Below are 24622 nucleotides of genomic sequence, written 5' to 3'. Positions count from 1 at the left end.
TGCTTCAATAAATACTAGAATGCAGGAAATGCTTTAAAGGGGTAATTTTTTACAACCTGATATAAAAATCCGCTTTAACTATAGATCAAGGGCGGGGTGCAAAGTAGGGGTAACGGACAGATAATTTCCGGAACCATAAGCCAAAAATGAATCCGAGAAGTATACCTAAAACGGCTCCTCCCAGAACATCACCAGGAAAATGCACGCCCAAATAAACCCGGCTGTACGATATAACAATGGCCCAGACAAACGCAAAAATTTTAAAATACCGGTAACGTTCGGGTAACATCAGCGCAAAGAGCATGGCAATGGCGAACGTATTGGCCGCGTGCGAGGACAAAAAGCCAAACTTACCACCGCAGCCCGCCACAATATTAATGGTTTCGGATAAAGAGGCATCGTGGCAGGGGCGTAGCCGGGCAAAATAAGGTTTTATAAACCTGGATGAAATGCCATCGGCAGCTATTAAGGACAAAGCCACCGCCAAGAACATGAGAATACTTTGCCGCCGAAACCGGAAAATTAAAAATGCTACCAATAAAGCATAAAAAGGAATCCAAAACCAGCGATCTGAAATAGCAATCATGATGGGATCCCAAAAAGAGGAATGATACCCGTTAATTGCCAAAAACCATTCGTGATCCAGTTGTTTTAGTTTGTCCAGCACGGTGCCCAGTTGTAGTTCAGGTAGTATATATCCGGCTGCAAAGTAAATAATTAAAAATGAATCACCCGATACCCCCAACTTTACTTTCTACTGGTAATTGCCAAGTAAGGATTAAGGCCAAGTAAAATTTAAATTTTTAAAATTCTTCTATCCAGGTTTGCTACAAGTAGCTGTTCCAGATGCAAGAGCTGACAATAAACTGTTCTGTTATTCAGCAGGTTTTTAGATATATCGTGTATTCCAGACTAACCGCATCTCCTTCCCTGTTTTTAGGGAAGGTGCCGAAGGCGGAAGGGTATTTGGATCAAGAAAAGAGCAGAACCTGAGTAAAGAAACAACTTTACGAAACAACTGCAGCTAGGCGAATGAGACTTTACTTTACAAATCCCAAGACACGGAAGTAAATCCACGTGATGGGAGGAAGGGCTATACTAAAAACTTACGATTTTATTAATTCAGCTTTAGCGCAATCAATCAGATGCGCTTTTCCATCGATGGTTGTTACTTGTAAAAGGTAATCTTTATTTTCTTTAACAAAGCTGTAAGATTGCCCTTCGCGGGTCAGCCATAATTTATGCGAAACGGTGTTGGTAATTTTACCGGCTGGTATATTAAACGCGGTACCCGCAATGCTGCCGGTGTGCTTGCCATTATGATACAATTGAATAACCGGTGCCTGGTTTTGGTACCAGAAATTAACGTAAGCAAAATATTGCCCATCATCCGATAAAACGCCATCGGTGTAGCCATCGTACAGGTAATGGCTCTTCCAGAGTAAAGTGCTATCTTTTGCCGCGTTTTTTTTATAAACAAATATCTCCCATTGACCATAAGGTGGATTAAGTTTAGCGGAGTTTTTTACGCCTTTCACGTGCGCTACAAATTGCTGATTAGATGATTTCACGCTGAAATCGCACCAACAAGGTGGTTGATCGGCTTTAGCCATTATCACGGGGAGTAAGGCTATTAGTATCAGTATTTTTTTCATGAGATTTTTTAATTAACACCACATGCGCAATAAAGCTTTAGTTATAAAACGCATGTAGAATAACTTTTGTATAACTATAAAGCCTGCTAAGCAGCAGGCTTTATAGTAAAAGAACAAAATTTTAAAAATTATTTGTAGTAAATCACTTTTTTGGTTAGGTTATCCTTGCCAGCCTGCATTTTCAGGATATACATACCGGGCATTACATTACCGGCGCTGGTATCCCAACGGTAGGTGTGTTGGCCCGCTTTTACGCGGCCTTTTACCAAAGTAATAATTTTTTCGCCGGCCGCATTAAATACGCTAATATCTACCTGGGTAGTTGTTTTAACGCGGTACTGCACCAGGGTAGCCTGGTTAAACGGATTCGGAGCCACTTCAAAATCATTGTCCAGGGCTTCATCGGTTATTTTAACCTGGGCTTGTACGTTAGCAGTTAAATCGGTAAAGTTGTAAGCGCTAGCTAAGCTGGTGAAATTTAAGATTAAGTCTTTTTCACTGAGTAAACTCCGCTTTTTAAACTGAAGCGTGAAAATATGAACCGCACCTTTAGCTCCCGCCGGATTCGCATTAACTACCATTAGTTTGCCCGCTTTTAGCTCATCCTGATTCACGATAGGATCGGCAAAGCCTTGAGACTCGCCACCACTAATGCTGATCAGTTCGAGAGCAGCCGTATTCCAGGTAACGGCGGCTGTAAAGCTACCTAAAGCTTCGCCAGTTGGACTCATGTCCACAATAACCGGTACTTCCATCATGGATTCGTCGGTTTTATTAACCGAACCATTGGCCGAAATCAGTACTTTGCCTTGGTTTAGAGTTTGGGCTAAGCGGGCCTTCGTGTCGGCGGGGCAGAAAGGAGTACCTACCGGGAATTTACTGTTGTTCCGCAGTTCGTAATCCAGAATAATCAAGCCATCGGTAGAGTTGGTTTTCTTATCCAGGTTTACATCGCCAAATCCTTGATCAATGCGAGTTTTAACAGCTTTAGGCACGGCCTTGCCGGCATCGTACGACAGCACAATTAAACCATCGGTAGAGTTTACTTTTGTGTCTTCGTTTACATCGCCCAGTACCCCGCCGCCTTTACTAACCGTTGGCTCGCAAATAGAGATTAACATTTTAGAGGTGAGATCGGCGTAAGTTTTGGCAGCAGCCATTACCGAGAATTCGGCTTTTAAGCTAATTTTTTCGCCTGCTTTGGCTTTGGTTATAAAATCGGTACTAAGAATATCTACAATACCCGCCATACCGGTTGAATTAGCACCGTTAAAGCTTAAAGTACCGGCGGCTTTATCTAACCGAACGTAACCTTTGTATTTATTCAGGAGCGAGGCGGTACCAACGGCTTCGAGTTGGGCCGGATCCCAACTGAGCTTACCGGTAAAGCTACCCAATAGGTTATGGGGCGCAGCCGATTTCCGTACATCTACTTTTAACCGGAAATTCCATTTACAGCCTTGCACCACTTTATCGGGGCAGTTATTTTGTACCACCACATTTTTAGAGCAATCCTGTAACAAGTTAAAAATAGAAGAAGCGCTACAGCCGGCCTCATCTGTTACAATAATACTGTAAATGCCATCGGGAAGCTTGCCCGCAATGGGTTCGTTTAAGTTGGTAAGATGGCTCCACTTGTAGGTGTATTTGCCGCGCCCGCCCGTTACGGCAATTTGTATACTGCCGTTTGCTTGGCCGCAGGTAGGTCTTTGCAGGGTTATTTTACCAATTTTAAGACCAGATTGGTTATCTGGGCAGTTCGTAGCGTTGTTGGGGTCGACAAAATCCGGTATGCCGTTTTGGTTTAAGTCCCCGACACTTTCTACTTTGTCCGGAATGTCATCGTTATCGGAATCTTCGTCTAAAGAGTTAGGGATGCCATCATTATCTACATCCGGAAACCTATCTTCCACATTATTCGGTATACCGTCTTTATCTGAATCTTCGGAATGGTCGGGTGGAAAATTGGGGCTGTTTAAGAAAAAGGAAGCCGTAGCCGTACGGGTAAAATACGGAACCGTAATACCCGGATCGGGGGTGCCCGGAAAAATTCTTTCGCCCTGGAACAATTTAGCGCCGCCCGAAACCACCGTTTGAATGGTAGCCTGGTAAATGCCACGGCCGTTATAATCGTCGAAGGTAGCCGAAACTTTACGCGTAAAAGGGTTTTTGGTAAACGTAATCGGGGAGTAAGAACTATCGGGTCGAAGCACAAAACCACTGTATTCCACCCCATCTTCTATTTCGGCGCCGTAAGCTGCCATAGCTGAGATAGTTACTTTTTCAGAGGGGGTTACTACTTTTGGGAAAGCATCGACGTGCAAATCCGGCGAAGGATTTTGGACAAAAGCTAAAACGTGCCCGAAAGTGGCCTGTCCTGTGGCCGACTCTAGCTTAATATTCCATTGCCCCGGAGCCGGTTTTGGTATCCGGATAATCTGATAATAGGTATCGGTACCAATAAAAGGCTGATCGCGGGGCGTAATTACGCTGCCATCGGGGCCTGTAATGGTAAACGTAGGAAACCAATTTTTAACTGTAGGGTTGCGGTTTGATAAAAATACAATAAGGCCCTGCGCATCGGCTTCAACGTTTACCGGGTAATTTTGACTTTCCACCAAAGCGCCCTGCGGCTTATCGGCGGGTTTGGGGGCGCCAATAATTATCTGACCATACAGCGAGAACTCATTGCGCGGCAGCACCAAACTATTGCCCGAGTGAATAGCGGCCAGTTCCATGTAAATTGGCGGGAGTTCATCGCCGGTGGGAGCATCCAGCATCCGGCCCCCGGTGGTAGAAGCAATGTTGGACAGCAAAGGCCGGTCGGCGCCATTACCTACTGGTATGGTAAACGTGCGGATGTTTCTACTTCTTAAAACCGGAATAACATCCTGGGGATTGGTGCCCCGGTTATTTTGGCCATCAGACAATAAGAACAAAGTAGGATTGGATCCGGTTTTACCAATCATCTCAAAAGCTCCGGAAATTAAGCCATCACCTATGGCAGTATTACCACTGGCATTTAAAGCATTAATTGAATTTTTTATAGTAGTGGCACTGGCGGAAGTAAGTAATTGCACCGGTTGATCTACGGTGGCAGCATCGCTAAAGGAAACTAAACCTAACTGGTAATTATTACCTAATCCCAAAGATACATCCACAAAAGCACGGGCGGCCGCTTTCGCAAATTCCATGCGGGTACCATCGCCGGCATCTCTTTCCTGCATACTACCGGAGCGGTCCATTACCAAACAAACCAGGTCGCTGGCATTTACGGTTTCTATAATGTTCAGGTATGCCCGGCAATTAGAGGGTTGAGCGGCTACCGGTAAGGCCGGTATAACCAGGCCAAGAGCGGGATAATTATTGGCTATAATTTGCCACTCCGAATTACCGCCGTGCATCTGGGTATGCTGCGTCGTTTCAAAACGGTTGGTAGTACCATTATATCCCTGGCAAGTGCTGCAATCAACGGCCATGCCGCTGCAGTTGTTATTTACACAAGGAGTACCATCGCCCCGCAATAAGTCGTGGTTGGCCGCTACGGTAAACTCGGTTTGATCAATTCCACTTTGTTGCATTAAAGTGTTATTGCGGGCATCAATGGTTCCCGGATCAAAGGCTGGCCCGATGCCGCACGGTCCGCCCCAACGGCATTGCTCGTCATATTCGTCGCCCAAGCCAAAAGCTAAATGGCCCAGTTCGTGAGCCAGAACGCCGCCATCAATACCGCCCTGGTACAGGTCGATGTGCGAACCCAGGGTACCTAAGCCGCTCCCATTTAAAAAGAAACTTACACCCGAGCGTCCATTTTGCGGCAGAATCCAGACGTCGGCCCGATCGTCGTTGGTGCCGCCGGCTGTAATGGTAACGGTGCCAAAAACAATTTGCCCGTCGGTAGCATCGCAAATAATATCACTGGCACCTTCTATGGCACGGCGCAAGCGGGTAATATCGGCAGGCGTGGGTAAGTAGCGATAATTTACCGAGAAGTTCATGACTCCCCGAATACCAAAACTATTGGATGGCGCCACGACAATGCGGCCGTCGCCAGCCCATGTCTGTTGGGTAATAAAAAAAGAGCCAATAAGAAATATTAAAAATTTAAAAAAGAAGTGTAGCGAGCGATATAAAAAGAAAGTAGAAACAGAAAAAGTAAATTTTTTAAAAAATACTCTCCATTCCAGGTTTTTAAACAAGTAAGGAAATATTTTCATAAGAAAAGATTAAAGTTTAAAAACACACAAACAAGCAATCAAGACTTGTAGCTCTTATTGAGAAAAGGGGGTTTTACTCGAAGAGTATGGCGTTAGCAGAAAAGCAGAATTTCGTTCAGCCTGAAAAAAACAGTATAAGATAGAAGTTAAAACAAGAGTCAAAACCCAAGGCTGAATGAGCAGTGGTAGGTTAGAAGGGTGATGTTAAAAGCTCTACTATCGGGTATTTTGTTTTTGAGTAAAGTGTAGTAGCATAGGGCAGAAGTTGAGAGCAGTTAATAAATATTTTAAAAAATGCATCAGGATAGTTATCTGTAAAGAATTTACAGTGGGGGAGTAATGGAATTAATTTTCTTGGCTACTATAGCAAGCATAACAGAATGCGGGATTAATTGCCGTTATTAACTTTGGCTATAATGTTATGAAAACAGGCTAATTGCAACAATAGCAATCCAAAGAGTTAGGATTGTTACGCAAGAATGAACAATGCCAGGTAAGCACAAAACAGGTTCTGAAACAAGAGAAAGATACGCGAACCTTAAATTAAAAAAGATTAAGAATTTAAATAATTAAGCTTACCTAAACAATCAGGAACAGTTTTAAAATCAATTATTTGATTTTAAGTGAATAGAGCCAATTAATTTAAAAAATATAATCTAAAGAAAATAAAGAAACCGGTAACGCACTAACGAAAGCCACAACTATTGGCCGCGGGAGGAAATAATTATATAAAATATTACTACAAGTAAATGTAATTACAAGTTGCTAAAATAGCAAGCTAAATATCTTATTTTAAATAAGTTAAATTTTAAAAATTTAGCTATTTACCTGTTTACAAAAGTAAAACCCGATGTCGGATAATTATATAAAAGCAGGGGTTTAGTTATATGATTTTTTCTTAAATTTAAAAAACTATGTTAAATAAGAACTTGAGTTTATTTAACCTGTAACCAGTTAACGCCTTTTTTTAAAAATTGCTGTGTTTGTTCTTCCGGACTATTAGGGACGGGTTTATAATTGTACCGCCAGGACGCATAAGTAGGTAAACTCATTAAAATTGATTCTACTCTACCGCCAGTTTCTAAACCAAACTTAGTGCCCCGGTCGTGCACCAGATTAAATTCTACGTAGCGTCCGCGGCGGAGCAACTGCCATTCTTTTTGCTCCTCAGTATAAGTTTTATGGCGGTTTTGTTCGATGATGGTAGTATAAGTAGGCGCGAAAACATCGGCTACATCCTGCACAAAAGCAAATAATTGTTCGAGGCTGATGCTTTCGTTGGCCGTTAACCGGTCGAAAAAAATGCCGCCGATGCCCCGGGTTTCCTGCCGGTGCGGCAAATAAAAGTAATCATCGGCCCACTGTTTAAAGCGATTATAAAAATCCGGATGATGTAGGTCGCATACTTTCTTGAGTTGCTCATGAAAATATTGGGACTGATCTAAATCTACGTAAATAGGAGTGAGATCGATGCCACCCCCAAACCAAGCCTCGCCATTACCCGCCTCCAGGTAACGCACATTCATGTGGGTAATCGGAATCATGGGATTTTGCGGATGCAGCACAACCGAAACGCCCGTAGCAAAGTAGCGGTTGTCGGGCATTAATAACCTGGCCGCTGCCGCCACAGGCATTTCTCCGGAAACAGCCGAAAAGTTTACGCCTCCTTTTTCGAAAATGGCTCCGTTCTGAATAACCCGGGAACGACCGCCACCGCCGGTTTCGTGTTGCCAGTTGTCTTCCTGAAAAGTTGCCTGGCCGTCGCTGGCCTCTAAAGCTTTACACAACCTATCCTGAAAATTGCGAAACCACGCTTCTACTTCTTTTTTCATTCTTTCGTCAGCTACTTATTATAACCCCGGTAATGCGCTTGCAATAGGTCTCTTTATCTTGCAAAATTAAAATTTTTAAAAAAGAGCCACATCTCGTCTGGCAACTACCTTTTTAAACAGGCTATTTCTGTTAAAACTGTTCAAAATTAAAAAGGGTTATTTTAAAACTGCTAAGAATTTTAAAAATAAAAATGATTAAGCGCGAAAATGTTTTATAAAATAAAAGAACAACGATTTTCTAAATAGGAATGTGAAGCAATTTAGGTTAATATAAACAGGGTTCAGTACTATGGCACGAATTTACTTCCGTACCTTCCGAATCAAGTCAGATAAACTTATAAATTCTGGTTCGCATAGCCTCTATTAACGCTTTATTGCTAAGTGAAGTTATTTTATTGCTTAAGTATTTGTTCTTTTAATCTTGACACAAATACCTTTCCGCCTACGGCGCCTTTCCTTATAACAGGGAAGGAGATGCAATTATTCTGGGATGATATATTCTAAAAACTCGCTGAACAACGGAACAGTTTAGCATCAACCTTTAATAAGCTTGAAAGAAAAGGTAATAAAAAGCTCTTTAACCCAAAACAGGGCTTTAACTAACCAGATTAAAATACATTAAGACAAAAAAGACTGGGAAAGTTAAATTCTTATAGGTTTGTTGTTAGTTAGTAAAAAATTTATATAACAGTATGTATAAGAAAAAAATATTGGATAAAAATAAAATCCAAAAAGTACGGTTTAACAATCTTGATTTAGCAGAACCTTTAACCGGTTTAGGCTTGGCCACCACAGGCTTAGCTCTATTAATTAACGGATTAGTAACAAACTTGTAATTGGTAGACGCATATTTATAGTTTGGTAAACTCTTCATGTAACTTTTAAATAGTGTTGTTTACATTAAATGTGTTAAAATCACTGCGGTAAATTTATAGAAGCCATAATAGCTAATGTAACATTTTCGATGAACCGCCTGATTTAACAGGTTAACTATTACGTTTAAGTACTTAACTCAATTGTAATACTTTTCAGCGGTTAAACTTATAAATTATTGTACGTAATATAGTGCAATCAAAAACCTTTATAAACTGTTAAAGTTTATTATCGCCTTTTTATTATTTAATATATTTAATATTTAGTAATGATCATGAATTAATTTTTAGGTATCATTATCCGGTGCTTCTACGATTATCTGAAATAATTGATATAAAATTAGAAAGGATAACCAATACCCAGGTTAAATGTTGTATGATTATTATTTCGGTTGAAAATATCGTTTAAGGTAAATTGATTTAGTACGTACCGTTTTCCTTTGGAGAAGGAAGGATCAAATACCTTAGTAGAAAAATCAAAACGGGCGATTAAAAAATTAAAGTCGAATCGCAGACCAGTGCCTACGCCTACGGCAAATTCGCTTAAAAAGTCTTTCCACTCAAATTCAGAATCCGGCCGGTTAACGTCTTTAGATAACATCCACGTATTACCTGCATCAATAAAAAAAGCCCCATTTAAATAGCCTACAATATTAAACCGGTGTTCCAGGTTAGTTTCTATTAATAGTTCGCCGGGTTGTTCCGTATCATAATCTTTTTCAAACAAAATATTACCGGCTATATCCCTCATAATTTCGTTTGATTCCGGGTCGCGTCGGGGCCTTTGGGCCTGGTAAGCTCCCGGCCCTAAACGACGGGGCCGCCAGGCGCGGATACTGGACCCCCCGCCACCGAAAAAATACTTATCGTAGGGTAAGCCTTTGGAACGCACCGGCTGGGCAATACCTACGTTAAAGCGGTACACCACAAAAGCTTTATTACTTAATTTATAGTATTTCCGAAAATCGCTGTTTATCCTGAGGAATTTGTATAAACGCAAATCCCCGACATGATCAATGATTTCATTATTATTAAATTGCTCGGCCAGTAAAGTAGTTAAACCGCCCGCTTCGGTATATAAGCGCCAGAACTGCCCCGAATTATCGTTTCTGAAGTTATTATAAAACCGCATAAAGTTAATGCTGGGTACTACCGCATTGGTAAAGCTTTGACCATAGGTAGTATTGCGGTTAAGCAAAGAATCGAAATCGGGAGAAAGGCGGGGCGTTTTAACTAAACTAACATCCAGAGGCGTAAGAACGTACTGCAAGGTGGGCGATGGTTGCCAAATATAATCAAAAGTAGTTTCCAGGTTTGTCCGGATGTATTCCCGTCGGTCTACGTAGGTATAAGCAATGTTTAAGCGGGAGCGGGGATTAAACCGGTTGAATTGTTTGTTTACCCGGAATGGTACTAAAAATTGCGGAAACGTAAGTCCCACGTTACCGCCCAGGTCTTTCATGTAAATAGATTCGTTAAAATCTAAGCTGCTGTATTGCCCCTGCAAACCGCCCCGCACCCCGATATCTAGAATTTCGGCCCCGCCAAAAATATTGCGTACTTTTAACCGTAAGTTTACAAATGGCCCAGGTAGTAAAGCCGTATAACTGCCCCCGGCTTCGCTGGTTTCCTGGTACTTTTTAGTAGGCGAAACATTTACGAAAGCATCTAACTGCGCCCCTTTCGTAGAATCCGGAACCACTACATAGTTTACTGAGTTAAACCGGAACATGTCCAGGTTATTTAATTGCTGCTGGGTTTGTTGGGTTAGATCTAAACTATACCGCTGTTTTGGATAAACGTTTAGCTTACTATCCAATACTTTCGGGTTAATTTTATGTCGGTAAGCCAGGTATTTTACATTATTATACCGGATCGTATCCCGCTTAAAGCCAAAGCGGTTTAATCCCGCATCAGATATAAAACTAACTTGCCGGATGCGGTATTGTTTGTGCGGTTGGTTATCCGCATCATTCGCGATGATGTAAGTGAAATGCGCCGAGTAAGGCGCAAAATTAGTATCTACTTTGGCCGTAATAAAAGGCTTGCGAAATTCGTAAAACCCCATGTTCCGGAGCAAAATTTCCAAGCGGTTACGTTCCTGGTCTATTATTTCCTCGTCGTAATTTTGGCCCGTTCTTAATAGTGCCTTACTGCGGGTAGAATCAACTAAATGCGCAATTACTGAGTCGGCAATGTTGTAGTTTAACTGGGTAATTTTAGTGGGCTGATCTTCTTTTACGATTAAAGTGAGGTATACTTTTTTATTTTTAATTTTTTCGGTGTGCGACACCTGGGCATGAAAAAAGCCTTTCGTGTTTAAATACGTTTTGATTTGCCGGAGGGTAGATTGGGTTTTAAGCGTGTCGTAAATAGCTGGCGGTTCTCCTACGGTCATCAGCCAGTTGCCTTCTTCTTTTTTCCGGGTCATAACTGCCAGGCGTTCTTCGCGTTTAGCTAATATATCCGATATTTTTACAGAATCGGTACCTGCTGCCGCTATTTTGGCGTTGGTTTGTACCCGGTACTCATCAATCCACCTTTGTATTTTAGCCGGGTTGTAAAATTTTCGGCCAAAGTAGTAAAGCGAAAGGTAAGGAGTAGCGCCTAATACCTTCCGATTTGCTTTTTGCTTGTATAAGGTGCTAATTTTGGCCGGATCATTTACTTCTACCCCTTGCAGCTTTATAGAGTACAAAAGGTTTTGTTGTTTTTCCAGGTGGTGGGTAGGTACGCACGAGGCAACTAACCCCCAGGTAAACATAATTATACTGATATAACTTGCTAACTTCAAAATTACTGGTGCTATGTTATCAAAAGCCGTTCTAAAATATATCAATTCTTTACAAGTAAAAAAATACCGGCACCTGCACCAGGCTTTTTTGGTAGAAGGAGCCAAAAGCGTGAAAGAATTGCTGCAATCGGATTTTACAATTGAGAAATTATTTATTACCGAAGAATTCTTTCGTAAAAGTACCGAAATAAACTTTAAAAACTTTTCTTACGAATTAATCACGGAAGAAGACTTGACCAAAGCCGGCACCTTTGCCAGTAATAACGCGGCTTTAGCCATTGCCCGGATGAAAGATCCTGGCTTTTTTAAACCCGATAGATCAGAATTAACGCTGGTGTTGGACGATATCCGGGATCCTGGAAATTTAGGTACCATTATACGGTTGGCCGATTGGTATGGGGTGCGCTCCCTAGTTTGTTCGGATAGTTGCGCCGACTTTTATAACCCAAAAGTTATTGCGGCTACAATGGGCTCTTTTACCCGGGTAAAATTATTTTACGTGGATTTAGTATCTTTTTTATCGGATTTACCGGCGGATATTGCTATTTACGGGGCGTCGTTGCACGGTGAAAATATCCATCGGTTAAACTTACAACCGTCCGGATTACTGATTATGGGAAACGAAGCCCATGGTATCCGGCCGGAAGTAGAAAAGTTTATGCATCACTTAATCAAGATTCCAAAATTTGGCGGGGCAGAATCGTTAAACGTAGCAAACGCGACCGGTATAATCCTGGATAATTTTTTTCGCAACCAACATGAAGTTTAGGCAAATACAACTTTAAGGGTTAGTTGTTAGAAACGCACATTTTTAAAAATTAAAATATTTAAAAATGTGCGTTTCACATAAGTATTTACTTAATCAACCAGCCAGTAGGAGTACTCATAAAAACGTTTACAATAAAATTTTGCAGTTTTATTATCTTATTGGAGGCATTCTGGAAGAAGCTAATTAATGATCTGTTGATTATATTTCTCTGAAATTCTTCCGGGATGACGGAAACGGATGGCATCCTTTTTATCTGATTCTTTTATTAACTCAAATTCTCGTTAAAAATAGAAAAGGAGATCTTCAACGGATCTCCTTTTCTATTTTTTAAATTTTTAAAAATTTTATTATTAAATCCGGAAGCCAAAGCTCACTACATTCATTTTGGGGCCGCGGTTTTCTTTAAATAAATCGTTCATATTGTATTTAGCAAACAAATTAATCCATTTATAGCCAATCATAAAGTTGAGGCCGTATTGCATATCTTCCAGGTTGTAGTTGCCGCGTTCTTTGTCTTTGTAGGTATTGCCTTCGCTTTGATACTTAATTTTGGTATGAGAACCTAAGCGGTAGCCAATAAATCCGCCGCCGCCAATTTTAAAAGATTCTTTGCCATTTTTATCTTTAAAGTTAAGCTCAATTATTACCGGTAAATTAATAGAGGAGGCGGTTAGTTTGCTTTTTTCCAACGATAAGTTAGGCTCATTGTAAAATACCGTAACATCATTTTCATCGGCAATCCGGTGGTTTTTGTCCAGCATGTAGTTGTTAAAAGCTAATTCCAGACCAGTGCGAACGTGTAGCGGGCTCCGAACCCCACCTATGCGGGTAGCGATGTATTGGTTTAAACTTACGTAACGGGAACCCAGCGGTTTTAAATCCAGGAGGCTGTTGTTGGTTTCGGGCAGGTTCACAAAAGTATTCAGGCCCAGGTCAATGGTACTAAAAAAACGGTGCCTTCTGTTCATTTTTCGTTCCATTTTTGCTTTCCGGGTGCTGTCGTCGCGCGAGTTAATCAATACGCGTAGGCTTTTTTCTTCGGGCTGATTGTCGCGATCATCTTCGTAATTAACCTCAACCTTTACTACTTCTGATGTCCGCTCAGACCAGTTTTGTTTGTTGCCGTTACCCGAACTCGTCATCCGGATTTTAACTTGCTCCGGAGCCTGGGTATTATTTAAATCTTTGGCTGGATAAAAAGTCATGGAGATTTCCGCGGAGCTGTTAGAACTGGATTTGCTCATGTTTTCTACTTGTTGTACATACTTGTTAAGCAAAACCATTAAAGAGTCGAGGCTATAATTTTGAAAATTTTTAAGCTGACTGGTGTTTTTAACTTGCAAAATTAAAGATGCCCCATCTGCCATTTTTATTTGAATGGTATCTTCTTGCAGAAAGCGGGGTTTGGCGGAGAAGGTAGCCCGGCTGTTAGCCATAGACACACCTGTAGCAGCAACCCAAATAAGGGCCGTAACTAGAAGTAAGCGTTTCATAAATGTGAGGATTAAAGATTAATTACTTTGGTATATTTTTGTTTAAAGAGTTTACTTTCTACATCAATGCGGTAGTTTGCATTTAAGCCTAAAGTGGATAATTCTACTTTTTCGCCGTTTTTTAAATTGCGGGCTTGTTTTAAAATATTTTTAACTAACCGGCCTTTTCTAGATACGTTTTCTTTGATAGCCTCTTCCATGGTAGCGTATTCGGGTCCGTTGGTAGCGGCTGCAATTACTTCCGGATCTTTTTTAATGATCACTTCCATTACTTTTTGTTCTTCCGGAGCTTCGGTAATTAAATTATTTGCGTTCGGTAAAGTTGTTGCAACCGTTGCTTCGGGGTTTGGCATTCCAGCCGAAGCAGTAATAGGTTTATTACTCTCAGGTATTGGCCGGGCTGCGGCTACCAAAATACCAGGCCGCAATTTTTTATCTTTTTTTACTGGTTTGGTGCTGGTGTTGGTGTTTTTAACATCTTTTCCTGATTTTTCCGTAACCACTGGTTCCATCGTGGGCAAAGCCGCAGGTAAGTCAGATTCGGACTCTGCTAATTTTAGTTCTTGCTGAGGTTCTACCTGCAATGGAACCGTAATGGGTTTTAAGGTAGCCAGGTTGTTATCTTTTTGGGTAATGGAGTTGTTATAAAAAAACAAAGCTCCCGAAACTAATACCAGCGTAACTACCGCGGCGGCGTAATACACCCACATCAAAGGGCGCTGCTTGGTTTCCGACTCCATTTTACTTTGCAACCGCGCCCAGGCATCCGGGGCAGGAGCGGGGGTATAGTTCGCAAACTTATTTTTAAAAAACTGATCTACTTCTTCTTCCTTCATAATACCGTTTACTTTAAAGCGTAATAGATTCCTGGTTTTGCAAGCGCCGTTGCAACATGCTGCGCGCTTTACTCAACTGCGACTTAGAGGTTCCTTCCGAAATATCCAGCATTTCCCCTATCTCTTTGTGCGAGTAGCCTTCTATGGCGTACAGGTTAAAAACAGCCCGATAACCCGCCGGCAACTCGTGCAGTAAGCGCAACAAATCTTCGGTGGCTAAATCTTGTTCGGCGTTTGCTTCGGTTGCCATTTGCAATACATCTTTCTCAATGGCTAAGTGCATGGGTTCTTTTTTTCGTAAAAAACCGAGCGCTTCGTTCACCATAATTCTTTTAATCCATCCTTCAAAACTGCCTTTATTCTCAAACTGACCTATATGCTGAAACACTTTTACAAACCCGGTTAACATTATTTCTTCGGCGTCCATTTGATTTTTTAAGTAACGCAGGCAAATACCCAGCATCAGCCCCGCGTACCGCTCATACAAAGCCTTCTGCGATTTTGCTTCTCCTTTTACTAAACCTTTTAAGAGTTCCGCTTCGGTCACGTGGATGAATAAAATTGTTTCAGATAGCTTTAATTAGGGTGTTTGCTTATTTAGATGCAAGACATGGTGGGGAGGTTGCCTGTATTTTTAAAAATTATAAAATCTAACAAGCATTATCAAAAGAAAAGCGCCTTTACAATTATAGCTGATTAAGTTTAAATTATTTAAGTAATTGTGAATCAAATAATTAATTTTTGATTAAGGTTTTAAGTAGTAAATTTAATTTTTTTTAAATTTTGGTTTAAACGCCGGCAAGTTATAAGTAAAAAAACATGTGTATACCGGTACGGGCCAAAAACAAAAAATCCTGACTACTTGGGGTAGTCAGGATTTTAAAATTTTAAAAATTAAAAATTTAGTATTCACCCACGGCCAGCATTACCAGCGTGCAATGGTGTAACGTTTTTATATTGTTCTCGGCCGCTTTTTGTTCTAATTCCGGGTTTTCAGTTCCCGGGTTAAAAATAATACGGTTGGGTTTTAAACTGATAATATAATCGTACCACGAAGGTTGATTTTGTGGCCCCACGTACAAAGTAACCGTATCTACATTGGCAACGGGAATTTTTTCTGTTTCAATTTTAATGCCGGCCACATCCCCTTTCCGCATTCCGACGGGTACCACTTCGTAACCATGTTGTTTTAGTTTATGAACCGCCCGGTAAGCAAATCGTGAAGGATTGTCGGAGGCTCCTAATACCACTGTTTTTTTCATAATAACCAATAATTAAACACCAGCAATTTGCAAGTTTACCGGTATAGATGATAAACTAAAAATTAAATACACTAAATAAGAAAATAACCACTCGGTAGTTGTTTTCTTATTTGGCTTGCGATTATAGGCCTTTTTTTAAGATGGAACAACCCAGACAGTAATTCGTTTAAGAAATTACCCGATTTTTAACTTTTAAAGCTATTTTTTCGGCGCAACGTTCCCCATCCATGGCCGCCGACACAATACCGCCCGCGTATCCGGCACCCTCACCGCAAGGATACAGATTAGTAATTTGTACGTGTTCCAAGGTTTCGCGGTCACGCGGAATGCGTACGGGAGACGAGGTACGGCTTTCTACTCCAATTATTTGAGCCTCGTTGCTTAAATACCCTTTCAATTTGCTGCCAAAATGTTTAAAACCTTCACGCAACCGGTAAGCAATGCCCGCCGGTAAAACCTCGTTCAGGTCTACGGAAGTTAAACCGGGCTGGTACGAAGTTTCTAAAAGCTGATTTGATGTTTTAAATTGCGTAAAATCTTTTAAAAGTTGAGCCGGGGCTTTTTGGGTGCCACCCGCTACCAAACAAGCTTTTTGTTCCAGTTCCTGTTGCAGGCGCAAACCCGCCAAGGCTCCGTGGGTTTCTAAATCCATGTCCTCCGTTTCAATGGCTACCACTATGCCGGAATTGGCATACTTAGAATCACGCCGACTAGGCGACATGCCGTTTACCACTACTTCGCCGGGAGCGGTTGCCGACGGCACAATAAAACCACCCGGGCACATGCAAAAAGAAAAAATGCCCCGTTGCTTTTGCTGGTACGTAACCTGGTGAACCAAAGCGTACGAAGAAGCCGGCAAGTAAGACCCCCGGTTATCGCAATGGTACTGAATAGAATCAATTAAAGACTGCTGGTGCTCTACCCGAACGCCCATGGCAAAGGGTTTAGCCTCGATGTAAATGTTTTTGGCGGCTAATAATTCATAGATATCCCGGGCCGAGTGACCGGTAGCTAAAATAACGCTTTCGCCTTCAATTGCTTTACCATCCTGCGTTATTACTCCCTTAATAGTTTGATGCTCCAGAATAAAATCTGTAACCCGGGTGTTAAATAAAATTTCGCCTCCGGCTTGTGAAACCGCTTCCCGCATGTTGGCTATAATTACGGGTAATTTGTTGGTTCCAATATGCGGATGGGCATCGAACAAAATATCGGGGGTAGCGCCGTGTTGTACTAAAATTTGCAGCACGCGGTTTACATCGCCCCGTTTTTTAGAACGGGTATAAAGTTTACCATCAGAGTACGTTCCGGCGCCGCCTTCCCCAAAGCAGTAATTAGAATCTGGATTTACCGTATGTTCTTTGTTAATAGCAGCCAAATCGCGGCGGCGGCTTCGCACGTCTTTTCCACGTTCTATAATAATAGGTTTTAAACCTAATTCAATGCACCGCAAGGCCGCAAACAAACCAGCCGGGCCAGCCCCCACAATAATAACTGAAGGCGCTTTGGCTACCTGCGGATAGGTATAAGTAGGAGAAAGAATATCAGCCGGCGGATCTTGAAAATAAACATCTGCCCGTACCCGCAACAACACATTCCGGCCGCGGGCATCTACCGATCGTTTTATTTTATGAATAAAGGAAACATCTTCCAGGAGAACACCCGCTTTTTTTAAAATTGCCTGGTGCAGTAATGCTTCGTCGTAGGCTACTTCGGGGGGAAGTACCAATTCTAATTCTTTTTTCATGAAAGCCGGCCGGGTATTTATCCCGGATTATTAGTATAAAAAGATACCCTGAAAACAATGTTTCGGGTAAGCAAAGTTCGGTAAATTTTTAAATTTTATCTAATGCCCGGCTCTTGTTTACTTGTTTTTAGCGGCAGAAAAAAGGCGCATAAATAAAAAGAAGCAAGTAGCGCTACGGTTTAAACACCTGCTAATTTTACTGGTATTTGCATCCATCCGGATTAATACGGTAGGGCTTTTTAAACAAATACGGAAAATCAAAATTCAACCCGGATTATTCCGGAACCTTTCATCTTTTTAGAAGCTAAAAGCGTATTTTCAATACAACTAACACTACTTTATTCACTATTCACCGGATATACTATTGGATGGAATTAGGAGCCAACTATCAGGCTTTTAAAACACGCTATGACAAAAAATAAAAAGAAATTTGAACAAACTTCGGAGTGCCCTTCACCCAAAGGAATTTTAATTGCCATTGGCGGAAAGGAGAACAAAGGTCAGGAACCAGCGGAAAATTCAGAACTTGGGAACAATGAAAATTTTATTACCCTAGGTATTTTAAATTGTTTTAAAACGGAGCTTAAAAGAGAAAATCCATTAATCGGGATTATACCAACCGCCAGTTCGGTTCCGGAAGAATCGGCCAACGATTACCTGAAGGCTTTTAAAAAACTGGATCTTACCAACGTGCAGGTGATCGATATTCGGTGCCGGGAAGATGCTAGTAAAGAAGAATTTTTAAAATTAGCGGAACAGGTAGACGGAATTATGTTTACCGGCGGCGACCAACTCCGGTTAACCGCCATTTTTGGCGGCACCGAATTTTTAAATATTTTAAAATTCCGGTATACCTACGATAACATTGTAATAGCAGGTACCAGCGCCGGCGCCATGGCCATGTCAACTCCCATGATTTACGAAGGCCCAACCAACGGCGGCGGTTTCTTAAAAGGCGAAGTGCGGATAACAACTGGGTTAGAATTTTTAAAAGACATTGCCATAGATACGCATTTTATTGCCCGGGGCCGCATCGTTCGCATGACCCAGGCCATTGCCACCAATCCCGGTTGCATTGGCATTGGGCTGGAAGAAGATACCGGCATTATTGTGCGGGAAGGCCGGAATTTAGAAGTTATTGGCAGTGGTTTAATCGTGATCGTAGATGGTCACCAATCCACAGAAACTAACGTACACTTAGTAGATACCGGTGCCCCCGTAACCATACGTAATTTAATAGTGCATATGCTCGGTCAAGGCGACCAGTACCAGATAAATGTGTCGGATAGCTTTCACAAGTAACAAATGCATGTTTGATAAATCTGTATTTTTTAAATAATTGTACGTAACATTCCCCTTCATGGAAATCATCGACTTAAGGATCATGCGTGGTCCTAATTACTGGTCTGTTAAACATCCTAAAATTATTGTCTTAAAAGTTGCCTTAGGCGAATTTTATCAGGTTTTAACCAATTCATTAAAAGGTTTTCCGGAAAGACTCGAAGCCATGTTTCCGGAAATGTACGAACACCGGGCTGCGGAAGGAAATGAAGGCGGATTTTTTAAAGCGGTTCGGGAAGGCACTACTTTCGGTCATGTAATAGAACATATTGCCCTAGAATTACAAAAACTAGGCGGCATGGATTGTGGCTACGGACGCATTTTCCCCTCGCCGGATGCTGGCAGTAACTATATTATTTTTTCTTACCAGGAAGAAAGAGCCGGCGAATATGCCGCCCGGGCCGCCGTGCGTATCACCGAAGCCTTAATTAAAGGAGCTAAGTATAATTTACAAAAAGATGTAGACAAGCTCCACGAAATCCGGGAAGATGAGCATATCGGGCCCAGTACCTATTCCATTGTGGCCGAAGCCGTCAGCCGGAACATTCCCTTTATTCGCTTAAACCGCAATTCGCTAATTCAACTAGGCTACGGGGTTAATCAGAAACGCATACAGGCTACCATGACCTGCCGCACCGCCGTTTTTGCCGCCGAGTTGGCCGGAGATAAAAATGCTACCAAAGCTATGTTGGAAGAAGCCGGCGTGCCCGTGCCCCGCGGCACTACCGTGTACGATGCCGCCGAATTAAAACAAGCTATTGCCGAATTAGGATACCCGATTGTAACCAAACCCCTCGATGGCAATCATGGAAAAGGAGCCACTATTAACATTAAAAACTGGAAAGAAGCCCTGAAAGGTTTAAATGAAGCCCAAAGGTACTCCGAAGCCGTAATCGTGGAGCAGTTTATTCAAGGCTTTGATTTTCGGCTACTGGTAATCAACAAAAAGTTTGTGGCCGCGGCTAAACGTACTCCGGCCATGGTAATAGGCGATGGGGTTTCTACTATCCAGGAGTTAATAGATCAGGTAAATTCGGATCCTAGACGAGGTATTGGGCACGAAAAAGAGCTAACCCGGATTAAAGTAGATAAACAAACCAATGCTATTTTGCGCGACAAAGAATTAACGGTGAAATCTGTTTTACCCCCCGGGGAGGTTTTATTTTTAAAAAGTACGGCCAATATAAGCACCGGTGGCACGGCCACCGATGTTACCGATATTGTTGATCCGTATAACGTATTAATGGCCGAGCGGATTGCCGGAATTATTGGATTAGATGTATGCGGCATTGATGTAATGACCACCGATATTGCCATTCCTTTAAACGAAGCCCGGGGAGCAGTTCTGGAAGTAAATGCCGCTCCTGGCTTCCGGATGCATATATCACCGACCGATGGATTACCCCGCAACGTAGCCGAACCGGTAATTGACATGTTATTTCCCCGCGACTGCCCTTCGCGCATTCCGATTATTGCGGTAACCGGCACCAATGGTAAAACTACAACCACGCGTTTAACGGCGCATATAATTAAATCGGCGGGCTATCAGGTTGGGTTTACTACTACCGATGGTATTTACATTCAAGATCGTATGCTCGAAAAAGGCGATACTACTGGTGCTCGCAGTACGGAGTTTGTGTTAAAAGACCCTACCGTAAATTTTGCCGTGCTAGAATGCGCCCGGGGCGGAATGCTGCGGTCTGGTTTAGGGTTTCAGCACTGCGATGTGGGTATTGTTACCAACGTGGCCGCCGACCACTTAGGCTTACGCGATATTAATACCCTAGAAGATATGGCCCGGGTAAAAGGGGTAATCCCGAAAACTGTTTTTCCGGAGGGTTACGCCGTTTTAAACGCCGACGATGATTTGGTTTATGCCATGGGCAAAGAAGTAAGCTGCCGGTTAGCTTATTTTAGCATGGACGAAAATAATCCGCGCATTATAAAACATATCAGTAAAGGCGGTTTAGCTGCCGTTCTGGAAAACGGGTACATTACCATTTATAAAAACAGCTATAAAACCCGGGTCGACCGGGTGGTAGATATTCCGCTTACTTTTAATGGGCGGGCACGGTTTAATATCGAAAACGTGTTGGCCGCTACTTTAGCCGCTTACGTGTCGCATGTACCCGTTTATGATATTAAAAATGCCTTGCGCACCTTTATTCCGTCGCCGGCTAAAACTCCGGGAAGAATGAATTTATTCCGTTTTTCAAATTTTGAAGTTCTTATTGATTACGCCCACAATCCAGCCGGATTAAAAGCCATTGGCGATTTCTTGAACGGTACGCCCGCCTCCCACAAAGTAGGCATTATCGCGGGCGTTGGGGACCGTCGGGATGAAGATACCGTAGAACTGGGTAAATTAGCCGGCGAGTTATTCGATGAAATTATTATCCGGCAAGATAAAGATTTGCGGGGCGCCGACCCGGAAAAAATAATTTGTTTACTAACCCAGGGAATAAACCAGAGCGGAGCGAAAGAAATTAAAGTAATTCCGGAAGAGTTGCGCGCCATAACATATGCCCTGGAAAACGCCTCCCGCGATTCTTTAATTTGCATTTTTTCGGAAGATATTACAGATGCCATTAAACTGGTAGAAAATTTCCGGATTACGCAAGACTGCCGTATTCTGGTAGATTAATCAGTTAGAATAGAAAACAAAAAAGCCGGATGCAGTAAGCTGCATCCGGCTTTTTTGTTAAATTTTAAAAAATTATTTTAAAGTAAAACCAGTTTTACCGATCAGCACGCCATCGGCGTATAGTTCAACGGTGTGGGCACCACGTTTGTAGGCAGCACCTTTGGCGTATATAAACGATACATTTTGCTGGGTGTTATCAAAAACAATATCGCGTTTTGCGGTAAAATAAGTTTCCTGACCCTCCAGCATAAAGGTGCCCGATCCGGTAGAAAGGTTATAAACGGCGGAACCATCCGGTTCAATCAAGCGCATTAAAATTTCTTTAGATTCTTTTTGCGCTACATCGTTCTTGGCCAGGTTAAAAGAAACTTTAATTTTTTCTACCCGCTTGGCCCGGTACTCGGCGTCGGAGTCTTCTTTTTCTTTACCGCGTTTATTAATTATATTAATCTGGATGTTTTCTGCGGATAAGCGGGAAGCTAAAGCTACTTTCTCGGTAAGGGAAGTATTCGTAGATTTTAATACGCGCAACGTATCTGATAATTGGGTGCTGGTTGTTTTTAATTGCGTATTCTCGCCGGTTAATACCTGGTTATCGGCTTTTAACTTAGCAATTTCGGCATCTTTTTGTTTTAGTTGATTTTCTAAATTAGCGGCGCGGGCTTTAAATATACGCTGGTCTTTTAAGCTAAACGAACTGTTCCGGAAAGATTGTAATTTTAATAAATCGGCATTAATGGAAGCAATGCGGCTTTCCAAAGAATCGTTAGCCAAACCTAAAGTTTGCAATTCTTTACTTTGGCGTTCAAAATCGGCTTTTAAAGCTTCATAAACTTTTATTTGATTTTCCAGCTCGCTGTTTTTTACCCGAATGATTTCTTCCTTTTCTTCTACTTGTTGCGTTTTCTGGTGCTGCATGTAGAACAGAATGCCATTAATCGTTAATAAAACAATAATGAGTCCGACGACCAATAGCTTTCGGTTATTATTGGAATTAGTTCCTTCGGGTAAAGTTCCTGCCATTTGATTCTTTGATTTTGTTTCCATTAGATTTATTATACACGTTCTACAAAAATACTCTTATCTCATACGATTGCAAACATCCCTTAAAAATACTTACCGGCTTATTTGGGTACAGCATAGTTTTTAAGTATTAGGGCAGTAGTAAACTTTAGGTTCTTAGGCAGGATATTTCAATAACCTTGCCACTTAGAGGTTCAGGGATCTTAAAATTTTTAAAAAATTCCAGTTAATATCTTTGTTTTGTTATATAATAAAAAGTGTTTTTTACCTGAGAATGCTTTAAAGCCTTTAACAACAAAGAGTAATTAATTGCGGTAAAACAGTAACGTAGAGGTGAATTTTTAAAAAATTTATTTATGAAGAAACATCCTAGAAAAAGTACGGGCCTGATTTAAATACTCGTCCGTTAAAGTCTTGGGGGCATTAATAATAAAATTGTTACTTGTAATTCTTTACCTTGCTCTTAATTTAAATACCTTTGCCTGCAAGTGAAAATAAGAGTGCCTTAACTAACATCAAACCAATTATGATTGCTATTCCCGGATTAAAGCATACCGATTCAAACAATTTCTTTTTAATGGCCGGACCTTGTGCGATAGAAGGAGAAGAAATGGCTTTAGAAATAGCGGAAAAAATTAAAGTCATCACGGATAAACTTCAAATTCCCTGGATTTTTAAAGGTTCTTACCGCAAAGCCAATCGTTCGCGGATTGATTCTTTTACCGGCATTGGCGATGAAAAAGCTTTAAAAATTCTAAAAAAAGTAAATGAGCAGTTTGGCGTGCCAACGGTTACCGACATTCATGAAGCGGCTGAAGCCGCTATGGCGGCAGAGTACGTGGATGTATTGCAAATTCCGGCTTTTTTGTGCCGCCAAACGGATTTGTTAGTAGCGGCTGCACGCACGGGTAAAGTAGTAAATGTAAAAAAAGGCCAGTTTCTTTCGGGCGAAGCCATGAAGTTTGCCGTAGATAAAATTGTAGAATCAGGTAACGATAAGGTAATATTAACCGATCGGGGAAACACCTTTGGGTATTCTGATCTGGTAGTGGATTTCCGGAATATTATGGACATGAAAGCCCACCAGGTTCCGGTGGTGATGGATGTAACGCATTCTTTGCAACAACCAAATCAAGCGTCCGGGGTAACGGGCGGTAAGCCAGCTTTAATTGAAACCATTGCCAAAGCAGCCATTGCGGTAGGGGCCGATGGCATTTTTATCGAAACGCATCCGCAGCCCAGCATTGCTAAATCCGACGGCGCCAACATGTTACCCTTGGATCAACTGGAAGGTTTACTCGAAAAATTATTAAAAATCAGAAAAGCAGTTACTGCTTAAAACCGGATGTTAAAATGTTGTTTAGGCTGGTTTTTCCGAAAAAACACCAAGCCTAAATGAAATAAATCAACCGAGATAGTTACCGCAGGATGGGCGCAGATCTGGCGCCAGGCCTGCTGCATTTCCGGCGACCAGTTAATATCGTCGAAAACAAAGACGCTGGCTTCGGTGGCTTTAGCCCGGCACCAATCAAAATACCGGAGCGTAGGCGCTAACCGATGGTTGCCATCGAACAATACAAAATCAACACACGGCAGGTTAGGCAAAAGAGCAGGTAAGGTATCTTCGAAATTACCCGTAATTACATTTACGTTGTTTATTTTTAAATTTTTTAAATTTTCAGATGCCTGCTGGGCTGTTGTGGGGCAGCCTTCTAGAGAATAAACGGTAGCCTTAGTATTGGCGGAGGCCAGGTAAGCGGTAGTAAGACCCAGCGAAGTGCCAAGCTCCAAAATAACGGCTGCATTTTGAAAATTCACTAATCGGAACAATAACTGGGCTAAGTCCGGGGGAGTAGCGGCATTTAAGACAATATGCCGGATGGTTTTGGTTAATTTATTAGTGACCCGCGAACCTGCGCCAAAATCCTGAACCTGTATAATGTCGCGGCAGACCTTCAGTTGTTTCCGAAGATCTTCTATCTCGGAAAAACTGTAAAAATTACCCTTATGGCGGATTACTTGATTGTGTAAACTAAAAACAAAAGGCGAGTGGATGCCGTGTAATCGCGTGGATTTTAAAGAATGTTGCAAGTAAAGAAAAACCTGCCGGAGCGCAAAAATCAAGCTGAAAGTAAAA

At 41.8% G+C, this 24622-nt stretch carries 17 protein-coding genes; 5 read left to right on the top strand and 12 right to left on the bottom strand.

The window, feature by feature from the left end:
* Positions 1 to 85: 85 nt before the first annotated feature.
* The 4 genes from HUW51_RS21600 to hemF form a co-directional block, all read right to left on the bottom strand.
* Complete coding sequence (locus HUW51_RS21600) at positions 86 to 667, bottom strand: phosphatase PAP2 family protein (RefSeq protein WP_185271676.1); 582 nt, start codon at positions 665 to 667, stop codon at positions 86 to 88.
* 439 nt (positions 668 to 1106) lie between these two features.
* Positions 1107 to 1655 (bottom strand): hypothetical protein, encoded by a 549-nt coding sequence (locus HUW51_RS21595; protein ID WP_185271675.1) that lies wholly within the window; start codon positions 1653 to 1655, stop codon positions 1107 to 1109.
* Between the two features lie 128 nt (positions 1656 to 1783).
* Complete coding sequence (locus tag HUW51_RS21590) at positions 1784 to 5872, bottom strand: VWA domain-containing protein (protein ID WP_185271674.1); 4089 nt, start codon at positions 5870 to 5872, stop codon at positions 1784 to 1786.
* 935 nt (positions 5873 to 6807) lie between these two features.
* The gene (gene hemF, locus HUW51_RS21585) at positions 6808 to 7704 is read right to left on the bottom strand and encodes an oxygen-dependent coproporphyrinogen oxidase (protein WP_185271673.1); all 897 of its coding nucleotides are present in this window, start codon (positions 7702 to 7704) and stop codon (positions 6808 to 6810) included.
* 692 nt (positions 7705 to 8396) lie between these two features.
* On the opposite strand from hemF, the gene HUW51_RS21580 reads away from it, so the two are divergent.
* A complete protein-coding gene (locus HUW51_RS21580; RefSeq protein WP_185271672.1) occupies positions 8397 to 8540 on the top strand; it encodes a hypothetical protein in 144 nt (47 codons plus the stop codon).
* A 376-nt stretch (positions 8541 to 8916) separates the two neighbouring features.
* Here the strand turns inward: HUW51_RS21580 and tamL are convergent, their stop codons facing one another.
* Entirely contained in the window at positions 8917 to 11370 is a 2454-nt protein-coding gene (tamL, locus tag HUW51_RS21575; protein ID WP_185271671.1) for a translocation and assembly module lipoprotein TamL, read from the bottom strand.
* 13 nt (positions 11371 to 11383) lie between these two features.
* Here tamL and HUW51_RS21570 point away from each other — a divergent pair, with 13 nt between their 5' ends.
* Positions 11384 to 12139 (top strand): TrmH family RNA methyltransferase, encoded by a 756-nt coding sequence (locus HUW51_RS21570; RefSeq protein ID WP_185271670.1) that lies wholly within the window; start codon positions 11384 to 11386, stop codon positions 12137 to 12139.
* 350 nt (positions 12140 to 12489) lie between these two features.
* Here HUW51_RS21570 and HUW51_RS21565 read toward each other — a convergent pair whose 3' ends face one another.
* The 5 genes from HUW51_RS21565 to HUW51_RS21545 form a co-directional block, all read right to left on the bottom strand.
* Positions 12490 to 13632, bottom strand: a complete 1143-nt coding sequence (locus tag HUW51_RS21565) for an outer membrane beta-barrel protein (RefSeq protein WP_185271669.1) — start codon at positions 13630 to 13632, stop codon at positions 12490 to 12492.
* Positions 13633 to 13643: 11 nt separating this feature from the next.
* On the bottom strand, positions 13644 to 14468 hold the full coding sequence (locus HUW51_RS21560) for a hypothetical protein (protein WP_185271668.1): 825 nt from the start codon (positions 14466 to 14468) through the stop codon (positions 13644 to 13646).
* Between the two features lie 13 nt (positions 14469 to 14481).
* Positions 14482 to 15015, bottom strand: coding sequence for an RNA polymerase sigma factor (locus HUW51_RS21555; RefSeq protein WP_185271667.1), 534 nt, complete (start codon positions 15013 to 15015; stop codon positions 14482 to 14484).
* A gap of 355 nt (positions 15016 to 15370) precedes the next feature.
* Positions 15371 to 15730 (bottom strand): CoA-binding protein, encoded by a 360-nt coding sequence (locus HUW51_RS21550; RefSeq protein WP_185271666.1) that lies wholly within the window; start codon positions 15728 to 15730, stop codon positions 15371 to 15373.
* 166 nt (positions 15731 to 15896) lie between these two features.
* Positions 15897 to 17477, bottom strand: a complete 1581-nt coding sequence (locus tag HUW51_RS21545; RefSeq protein ID WP_185271665.1) for an NAD(P)/FAD-dependent oxidoreductase — start codon at positions 17475 to 17477, stop codon at positions 15897 to 15899.
* Positions 17478 to 17885: 408 nt separating this feature from the next.
* On the opposite strand from HUW51_RS21545, the gene HUW51_RS21540 reads away from it, so the two are divergent.
* Both HUW51_RS21540 and cphA read left to right on the top strand, forming a co-directional pair.
* Complete coding sequence (locus HUW51_RS21540; protein ID WP_185271664.1) at positions 17886 to 18779, top strand: cyanophycinase; 894 nt, start codon at positions 17886 to 17888, stop codon at positions 18777 to 18779.
* A gap of 58 nt (positions 18780 to 18837) precedes the next feature.
* The gene (gene cphA, locus HUW51_RS21535) at positions 18838 to 21462 is read left to right on the top strand and encodes a cyanophycin synthetase (RefSeq protein ID WP_185271663.1); all 2625 of its coding nucleotides are present in this window, start codon (positions 18838 to 18840) and stop codon (positions 21460 to 21462) included.
* A 72-nt stretch (positions 21463 to 21534) separates the two neighbouring features.
* On the opposite strand, the gene HUW51_RS21530 is transcribed toward cphA, so the two are convergent.
* A complete protein-coding gene (locus tag HUW51_RS21530; protein WP_228466813.1) occupies positions 21535 to 22509 on the bottom strand; it encodes a hypothetical protein in 975 nt (324 codons plus the stop codon).
* A 502-nt stretch (positions 22510 to 23011) separates the two neighbouring features.
* Between HUW51_RS21530 and kdsA the strand changes: the two genes are divergently transcribed.
* Positions 23012 to 23824: a 3-deoxy-8-phosphooctulonate synthase gene (kdsA, locus tag HUW51_RS21525; RefSeq protein WP_185271661.1), complete on the top strand. Its 813-nt coding sequence runs from the start codon at positions 23012 to 23014 to the stop codon at positions 23822 to 23824.
* Here the strand turns inward: kdsA and HUW51_RS21520 are convergent.
* Positions 23821 to 24609, bottom strand: coding sequence for an O-methyltransferase (locus tag HUW51_RS21520; protein ID WP_228466811.1), 789 nt, complete (start codon positions 24607 to 24609; stop codon positions 23821 to 23823). The two genes, kdsA and HUW51_RS21520, sit on opposite strands and share 4 nt — an antisense overlap.
* Between the last annotated feature and the right edge of the window lie 13 nt (positions 24610 to 24622).

Source organism: Adhaeribacter swui (genome assembly GCF_014217805.1).
GTDB lineage: Bacteria > Bacteroidota > Bacteroidia > Cytophagales > Hymenobacteraceae > Adhaeribacter > Adhaeribacter swui.
Note: the sequence above shows the minus strand (reverse complement) of the source record. Positions and strands in the feature narration are given on the sequence as shown.

Bases quoted from the DNA above. Each gene is read 5' to 3' on its own strand.
- HUW51_RS21595 (WP_185271675.1), bottom strand. From the start codon at position 1,655: ATGAAAAAAATACTGATACTAATAGCCTTACTCCCCGTGATAATGGCT.
- HUW51_RS21590 (WP_185271674.1), bottom strand. From the start codon at position 5,872: ATGAAAATATTTCCTTACTTGTTTAAAAACCTGGAATGGAGAGTATTT.
- hemF (WP_185271673.1), bottom strand. From the start codon at position 7,704: ATGAAAAAAGAAGTAGAAGCGTGGTTTCGCAATTTTCAGGATAGGTTG.
- HUW51_RS21580 (WP_185271672.1), top strand. From the start codon at position 8,397: ATGTATAAGAAAAAAATATTGGATAAAAATAAAATCCAAAAAGTACGG.
- HUW51_RS21570 (WP_185271670.1), top strand. From the start codon at position 11,384: ATGTTATCAAAAGCCGTTCTAAAATATATCAATTCTTTACAAGTAAAA.
- HUW51_RS21565 (WP_185271669.1), bottom strand. From the start codon at position 13,632: ATGAAACGCTTACTTCTAGTTACGGCCCTTATTTGGGTTGCTGCTACA.
- HUW51_RS21560 (WP_185271668.1), bottom strand. From the start codon at position 14,468: ATGAAGGAAGAAGAAGTAGATCAGTTTTTTAAAAATAAGTTTGCGAAC.
- HUW51_RS21550 (WP_185271666.1), bottom strand. From the start codon at position 15,730: ATGAAAAAAACAGTGGTATTAGGAGCCTCCGACAATCCTTCACGATTT.
- HUW51_RS21545 (WP_185271665.1), bottom strand. From the start codon at position 17,477: ATGAAAAAAGAATTAGAATTGGTACTTCCCCCCGAAGTAGCCTACGAC.
- HUW51_RS21540 (WP_185271664.1), top strand. From the start codon at position 17,886: ATGACAAAAAATAAAAAGAAATTTGAACAAACTTCGGAGTGCCCTTCA.
- cphA (WP_185271663.1), top strand. From the start codon at position 18,838: ATGGAAATCATCGACTTAAGGATCATGCGTGGTCCTAATTACTGGTCT.
- HUW51_RS21530 (WP_228466813.1), bottom strand. From the start codon at position 22,509: ATGGAAACAAAATCAAAGAATCAAATGGCAGGAACTTTACCCGAAGGA.
- kdsA (WP_185271661.1), top strand. From the start codon at position 23,012: ATGATTGCTATTCCCGGATTAAAGCATACCGATTCAAACAATTTCTTT.